The organism is Agrococcus sp. HG114, assembly GCF_024723325.1.
Classification (GTDB): domain Bacteria; phylum Actinomycetota; class Actinomycetes; order Actinomycetales; family Microbacteriaceae; genus Agrococcus.
Map to the genome: position 1 here is coordinate 1 of NZ_JANQCH010000125.1, position 6,674 is coordinate 6,674.

Sequence of the window (6,674 nt, forward strand, 5' to 3'; positions counted from 1 at the left end):
CTCGGCGGGGTCGGCGAACGCCTGGCCGGTCGCGCCCGCGACCTCGCGCGCGATGCCGCGGATCGAGAGCGCGTAGCCGCGATCGGGCGTGACGTTGATCTCGACGGCCTCGTCGTCGAGGCCCAGGATGGCGAGCGCATCCGCCCCCACCTCGCCCGGGATGCCGAGCTCGTCGAGCCGCATGATGCCGTCGTGGTCGTCGCCGAGGCCGAGCTCCCGCTCGGAGGCGATCATGCCGTCGGAGACGTGGCCGTAGGTCTTGCGCGCGGCGATCTCGAAGCCGCCGGGGAGCGCCGAGCCCGGGAGGGTCACGACGACCCGGTCGCCCGCGACGAAGTTCAGCGCCCCGCAGACGATGCCGCGCACGCCGCCGTTCGCCTCGCCGACGTCGACCTGCGCGTAGCGGATCGTCTTGCCGTTCTTCTGCGGCTCCTCGACGAAGTCGAGCACGCGGCCGACGACGATCGGGCCGCGCAGCCCGCCGCCGTGCACGGCCTCCTCCTCGAAGCCCACGCGCACGAGCGTCGCGTGGAGCCACTCGGCGGTGTCGTCCTGCGGCAGCTCGACGTGCTCCGCGAGCCATGACAGCGGAATCCGCATCAGATCACCATCCCGAACTGCTCGGTGAAGCGCACATCGCCCTCGATCATGTCGCGCATGTCGTCGAGCTGGTACCGGAACTGGAGGGTGCGCTCGACGCCCATGCCGAACGCGAAGCCCGAGTAGACCTCGGGGTCGATGCCCGCCGCGCGCAGCACGTTGGGGTTGACCATGCCGCAGCCGCCCCACTCGACCCAGCGGGGGCCGCCGCGCATGCCGGGGTGCCACACGTCCATCTCGGCGCTCGGCTCGGTGAAGGGGAAGTAGTTGGGGCGCAGGCGGATCTTCGCCTCGTCGCCGAACATGACGCGCGCGAGGTGCTCGAGCGTGCCGCGCAGGTTCGCCATCGTGAGCCCCTTGTCGACCGCGAGCCCCTCCATCTGCGTGAAGACCGGCAGGTGCGTCGCGTCGACGTCGTCGGTGCGGTAGACGCGGCCGGGCGCCACGATGTAGACGGGCAGCTCGCGCGTGAGCATCGAGCGGGCCTGCACCGGGCTCGTCTGCGTGCGCAGCACGAGGTGCCGCTCGGCGGGCGCGACGTAGAACGTGTCGGACTCGCTGCGCGCCGGGTGGTCGGGGTCGACGTTCAGGGCGTCGAAGTTGTACCACTCGTGCTCGAGCTCGGGGCCCTCCGCGACCTCCCAGCCCATGCCGACGAAGACATCCGTCATCTCGTCGGCGAGCATCGACAGCGGGTGCCGGCCGCCGGGCATGCGCAGCCGCGGCAGCGCGGTGACGTCGACGCGCTCGGCCTCGAGCTGCGCCGCCTCCTCGGCCGCGGCGAGCTCGGCCTGGCGCTCGGCGATCGCCTCGGCGACGCGGGCGCGGCCGGCGCCGATGACCTGACCGGCTGCCCTCCGCCCCTCGGGCGCGATGTCCCTGAGGGATGCGTTGAGTGCGGCGAGCTCGGAGCCCTGCCCGTTGTGGGCGGACTTCGCGGCCTGCAGCTCGGCGGTCGTCGAGGCGGCGTCGATCGCGGCGAGCGCGGCCTCGACGGCCGCGTCGACGCGCGCGCCGAGGTCAGGGGATGCGTCGGGGTGGGGCACCGGACGATCCTACCGGCGCGGCCGATCAGGCTCCGCCGGTGGCACCGCCCGCGCCCGCGCCGGGCAGTCGCGTGATGTCCGCCTGCGGATCCCGAACCTCGCGCATCGCCTGCGTCGAGAGCGGGATCGCCTCGGTCCTCGTGCCGTCGATGTTCGGGCCGCCGCGGCGCGGACGCGCGAGGCGACGCGCGAGCACGCGCACGAGCCACGAGAGCGTGAGGTTGATCGCGAGGAAGATCGCGAGCATGACGAAGAACATCGACAGCGCGTAGGGGCCGCCCTGGCGGTCGTAGAACTCCACGAGCTGGCGGCCGATGCGGATGAGCTCGGGCGAGCCGACGATGTAGCCGAGCGAGGTGTCCTTCAGCAGCACGATGAGCTGGGCGAGGATGATCGGGAGCATGATGCGGAACGCCTGCGGGAGCTCGATCTCGAGCGTCGTGCGCAAGGGCGTCAGGCCGATCGCGAGCCCGCTCTCGCGCTGCCCCTTCGGCAGCGACTTCATGCCGGCGCGGAGCGCCTCGCCGATGATCGCGCCGTTGTAGACGATGAGCGCCCACACGACCGCCCAGTAGGCGCCGGTCGAGAAGACGATGAGGATGAACAGCATCATCAGCAGCACGGGCATGCCGCGGAAGAACTCGAGCACGATCGTGACCGGCACCCGCACCCACGGCGAGAGCGCGCTGCGGAGGATCGCGAACACGATGCCGAGCAGGATCGCGCCGACGGCGGCGATCGCGGCGATCGTGAGCGTCGTGCGGAGCCCTGCCAGGAGCCCCCGGGCGGCGAACCACAGGTCGGGCTGCTGGAAGATGTCCCAGCGGTCCTGGTAGAACGCGCCGCCGAGCCACAGCTGGTACGCCGCGAGCGCGAGCGCGGCGACCGCGACGACCGCGAAGACGATCGACAGGATGCGCGAGCGCCGGATCGCGTTCGGGCCCGGGGCGTCGAAGAGGACGGATCCGCTCATCGCTGCACGCTCCACTTGCGCTCGAGGTGGTCGACGAGCTGACCGAGGGGCACCGTCATGATGAGGTAGCTGAGGGCGATGCCGACGAAGATCTCGAGCGCCTGGTCGCCGTAGGAGTTGGAGAGGCGCTGCGCGACCGAGACGAGCACGAAGACGAAGAAGCCCATCGCGACCGAGGTGTTCTTCACGAGCGCGATGATGACGTTGATGACCGGCGGCAGCACGCTGCGGAACGCCTGCGGCAGCACGACGAGGGTCATCGTCTGGCCGAAGCCGAGCCCGATCGAGCGGGATGCCTCGGCCTGGCCGATCGGCACCGAGTTGATGCCGGAGCGCACCGCTTCGGCGAAGAACGCGCTCGTGTAGTAGGTCAGGGCGATGACCGCGCCGACCTGGAAGTCGAGGATGAGGCCGAGCCGCGGCAGCACGAACGCGGTGAAGAAGAACACGAGGGTCAGCGGGGTGTTCCGCGCGACCTCGGTCCAGACCGTCGCGAGCACGCGCAGCGCCGCCACGGGCGAGACGCGCATGCCGGCCAGGAGGATGCCGAGCGGCAGTCCGATGAGCGTGGTGACCGCGGTGAGAAACAGGGTCGCGCCCATGCCCTGCAGCCACAGCGGCCAGTTCTCGAGAAGTGCTTGCATCAGTCCCTCATCCGATCACCGGGTGCGGGAGGAGGCCCTCCCGCACCCGGTGTCGCGGATCGATCAGTAGCGGTCGACTGCCGGGAACTCCGGCGTGGGCAGGACGGTGCCCGCGGTCTGCTCCCAGAGCGACTCCATCGTGCCGTCCTCGACGGCCGCCTCGAGCACGTCGTTGATCCAGTCGCGGAACGCGTCGTCGCCCTTCGTGAGGCCGATGCCGTACGGCTCCTCGGTGAAGGTCTCGCCGTCGTTGACGAGCTCGAACTCGCCCGGGTTCTGGTCGACGAAGCCCGCGAGGATCACGTTGTCGGTGGTCACCGCGACCACCTGGCCGTTGCGCAGCGGGTCGAGGCAGTTCGAGTAGGTGTCGGTCGCGTCGAGGTTCGCGCCGTACTCGTCGACGATGCGCCCAGCGGGCGTCGAGCCCTCGACCGAGCACACCGTCAGCCCGGCGACGTCGTCGGGACCGGTGATGCCCTCGGGGTTGCCCGCCTGCACCATGAGCGCCTGCCCGGCCTCGTAGTACGGGCCGGCGAAGTCGATCTTCTCCTTGCGGGCGTCGTTGATCGTGTAGGTCGCGACGACGATGTCGACGTTGCCGTTCTCGATGAACGTCTCGCGGTTGGCGGAGACGGTCTCGGTCCACTCGATGCCCTCGAAGGGGATGCCGAGCTCTGCGGCGATGAGGGAGCCGACCGCGACGTCGAAGCCCTCGGGGGCGCCGTCGGGGCCGACGAGGCCGAAGAGCGGCTGGTCGAACTTCGTGCCGATCGTGATCGAGCCGGCCTCCGCGAGCTCGGCCATCGTCGTGCCCGCCTCGAACTCGGGCGCCTCCGCGACCTCGAGGCCGTAGGGGTGGTCGTTCGTGGTCGCCGAGCCGGTGTCGGTCGGCTCCTCGGGGGCCTCGGACGACGTCGTGCCGGCGGGGCCGCCGCACGCGGTGAGCGCGAGGACCGCGAACGCGGCCACGCCGAGCGTGAGCTTGCTGCGCATGGTGCTTCTCCTTCTTCGGATGGTGCTTGGGTGTGGAGCGGGGATCAGTGCGTGAGGATCTTCGAGAGGAAGTCCTTCGCCCGCGCGGACTGCGGGTTCGAGAAGAACGCCTCGGGCGTCGAGTCCTCGACGACCCTGCCGTCGGCCATGAAGAGCACGCGATCGGCCGCCTTGCGGGCGAAGCCCATCTCGTGGGTGACCGTGATCATCGTCATGCCGCCGTGGGCGAGCTCGACCATGACGTCGAGCACCTCGTTGATCATCTCGGGGTCGAGCGCGCTCGTGGGTTCGTCGAAGAGCATGAGCTTCGGCTCCATCGCGAGCGAGCGCGCGATCGCGACGCGCTGCTGCTGGCCGCCCGAGAGCTGGGCGGGCATCTTGTGCGCCTGGTTGGCGATGCCGACGCGCTCGAGCAGCGCCATCGCGCGCTCCTCCGCGTCCTTGCGCTTCAGCCCGCGCACCTTGATGGGACCGAGCGTGACGTTCTCGAGGATCGACTTGTGCGAGAAGAGGTTGAAGGACTGGAAGACCATGCCGACGTCGGCCCGCAGCTGCGCGAGCGCCTTGCCCTCCTTGGGCAGCGGCACGCCGTCGATGCGGATCTCGCCGGAGTCGATCGTCTCGAGCCGGTTGATCGCGCGGCAGAACGTCGACTTGCCGGAGCCGGAGGGTCCGATGACGACGACGACCTGGCCCTTCGGGATCGAGATGTCGATGTCGTTCAGGACGTGGAGATCGCCGTAGTGCTTGTTGACGTGGTCGAGCTCGACGAGGGGCTGCATGGCCTCATCAAAGCACGGGCGCGGGAGTCGGGGCGCGCCCCGTCTCGGGATCGCAACGAAACGGTTACAGACCCCGCTGCGCGAACGCGCTCTCGTACAGGCACACGGAGGCGGCGGTCGCGAGGTTGAGCGACTCGGCGCGGCCGTAGATGGGCAGCCGCACGGCGCGGTCGGCGAGCGCGAGCGTCGCGGCGTCGAGGCCGCGCGCCTCGTTGCCGAACAGCCACGCGGTCGGGCCCGACAGCATCCCCTCGGCCCGGAGGGCGACGAGGTCGCCGCCCGACACGTCGGCGGCGAGCACGGCGAGGCCCGCGGCCTGCGCGGCCGCGATGGCATCGGCGGTCGAGGCGCCCACCGAGACGTCGAGGTGGAAGAGCGAGCCGGTCGTCGAGCGCACGACCTTCGGCGCGAAGGGGTCGACCGAGTTCGCGGTGACGACGACGGCGGATGCCCCGGCCGCGTCGGCGGCGCGGAGGATCGTGCCGAGGTTGCCCGGGTCGCGCACCTCATGGAGGATCGCGACGAGCGGGTGCTTCGCCGCCGCAGCCCGCGCGACCGCGGTCCCGAGCGCGACGGGCGACTGCTTCGCGACCGCGACGATGCCCTGCGGCCGCACGGTGTCGGTCATCGTCGCGAGCGCGCGCTCGGAGACGGCGGTGAGCTGCCGCGGCTCGACGCGCTCGAGCAGGGCGGCGTGGCGCTCGCGCGCCCCCTCGGTCGCGAACACCTCGACGAGCGACGCGGGCGCGAAGCGCAGCGCCTCGTCGAGCGCCGCCGGGCCCTCCAACAGGAACAGCCCGGTCTCGGACCGGGCTGTTCGCTGCTGGAGCTTGGCAGCCGCTCGCACGCGGGGCGCGCGGGGGCTGTCGAGCACGTCAGGCCGCGCTCTGCGGAGCCGACGTGTCGGCGGGCAGTGCGGCCTTGGCCGACTGGACGAGCGCGGCGAAGGTCGCCGGCTCGTTCACCGCGAGCTCGGCGAGCATGCGGCGGTCGACCTCGATGCCCGCGAGGCCGAGGCCCTGGATGAGGCGGTTGTACGTCAGGCCGTTCGCGCGCGACGCGGCGTTTATGCGCTGGATCCACAGGCGGCGGAAGTCGCCCTTCTTCGCCTTGCGGTCGCGGAACGCGTAGACGTGCGAGTGGAGCAGCTGCTCCTTCGCCTTGCGGTAGAGGCGCGAGCGCTGACCGCGGTAGCCCTCAGCCTGCTCGAGGATGACGCGACGCTTCTTGGCGGCGTTGACCGCCCTCTTGACACGTGCCATGAGTGGTTCTCTCTATCTCTTCGTCTTCGTCGCGCGCGTCAGCGGGCGAGCAGCTTCTTGATGGACTTGGCGTCGGCGGGCGCGAGGACCTTGTCCTTGTTGAGGCGGCGCGTCTGGACCGACGACTTCACCTCGAGGTTGTGGCGCATGCCGGCCTGCTGCTTGCGGATCTTGCCGGTGCCGGTGATCTTGAAGCGCTTCTTCGCACCGGAGTGCGTCTTCTGCTTGGGCATTCTTGTCTCCTACTCGGATGCGGGCTTGCTCGCGGGGCCCGCGGGCTTGGGCCTCGGTGCCGCGGGCTTCGCGGCCGCCGAGGGCGCCGCGGGCTTCGCCGCGGGCTTCGGGGCCGCGGGCGTCGCGGCGGGCTTGGGGGC

The 6,674-nt window shown here is 71.0% G+C and carries 8 protein-coding genes and 1 pseudogene; all 9 read right to left on the reverse strand.

The window, feature by feature from the left end:
* Positions 1–600, reverse strand: a pseudogene (locus NWP09_RS10720) (phenylalanine--tRNA ligase subunit beta); the annotation flags it as partial.
* Entirely contained in the window at positions 600–1,646 is a 1,047-nt protein-coding gene (pheS, locus tag NWP09_RS10725; protein WP_258275505.1) for a phenylalanine--tRNA ligase subunit alpha, read from the reverse strand. The pseudogene NWP09_RS10720 and the gene pheS, both read right to left, overlap by 1 nt.
* Positions 1,647–1,671: 25 nt before the next feature.
* Positions 1,672–2,619 carry an amino acid ABC transporter permease gene (locus NWP09_RS10730; RefSeq protein ID WP_258275506.1) on the reverse strand — a complete coding sequence of 316 codons (948 nt, stop codon included), beginning with the start codon at positions 2,617–2,619 and terminating at the stop codon, positions 1,672–1,674.
* Positions 2,616–3,263: an amino acid ABC transporter permease gene (locus NWP09_RS10735; RefSeq protein ID WP_258275507.1), complete on the reverse strand. Its 648-nt coding sequence runs from the start codon at positions 3,261–3,263 to the stop codon at positions 2,616–2,618. The genes NWP09_RS10730 and NWP09_RS10735 overlap by 4 nt, the downstream gene beginning before the upstream one ends.
* Before the next feature lie 63 nt (positions 3,264–3,326).
* A complete protein-coding gene (locus NWP09_RS10740) occupies positions 3,327–4,256 on the reverse strand; it encodes a glutamate ABC transporter substrate-binding protein (RefSeq protein ID WP_258275508.1) in 930 nt (309 codons plus the stop codon).
* A gap of 44 nt (positions 4,257–4,300) precedes the next feature.
* Positions 4,301–5,038 carry an amino acid ABC transporter ATP-binding protein gene (locus tag NWP09_RS10745; RefSeq protein WP_258275509.1) on the reverse strand — a complete coding sequence of 246 codons (738 nt, stop codon included), beginning with the start codon at positions 5,036–5,038 and terminating at the stop codon, positions 4,301–4,303.
* A 64-nt stretch (positions 5,039–5,102) separates the two neighbouring features.
* Positions 5,103–5,912: an RNA methyltransferase gene (locus NWP09_RS10750; protein ID WP_258275510.1), complete on the reverse strand. Its 810-nt coding sequence runs from the start codon at positions 5,910–5,912 to the stop codon at positions 5,103–5,105.
* 1 nt (position 5,913) lies between these two features.
* Positions 5,914–6,300, reverse strand: coding sequence for a 50S ribosomal protein L20 (gene rplT / locus NWP09_RS10755; RefSeq protein ID WP_258275511.1), 387 nt, complete (start codon positions 6,298–6,300; stop codon positions 5,914–5,916).
* A gap of 38 nt (positions 6,301–6,338) precedes the next feature.
* On the reverse strand, positions 6,339–6,533 hold the full coding sequence (rpmI, locus tag NWP09_RS10760; RefSeq protein ID WP_258275512.1) for a 50S ribosomal protein L35: 195 nt from the start codon (positions 6,531–6,533) through the stop codon (positions 6,339–6,341).
* Between the last annotated feature and the right edge of the window lie 141 nt (positions 6,534–6,674).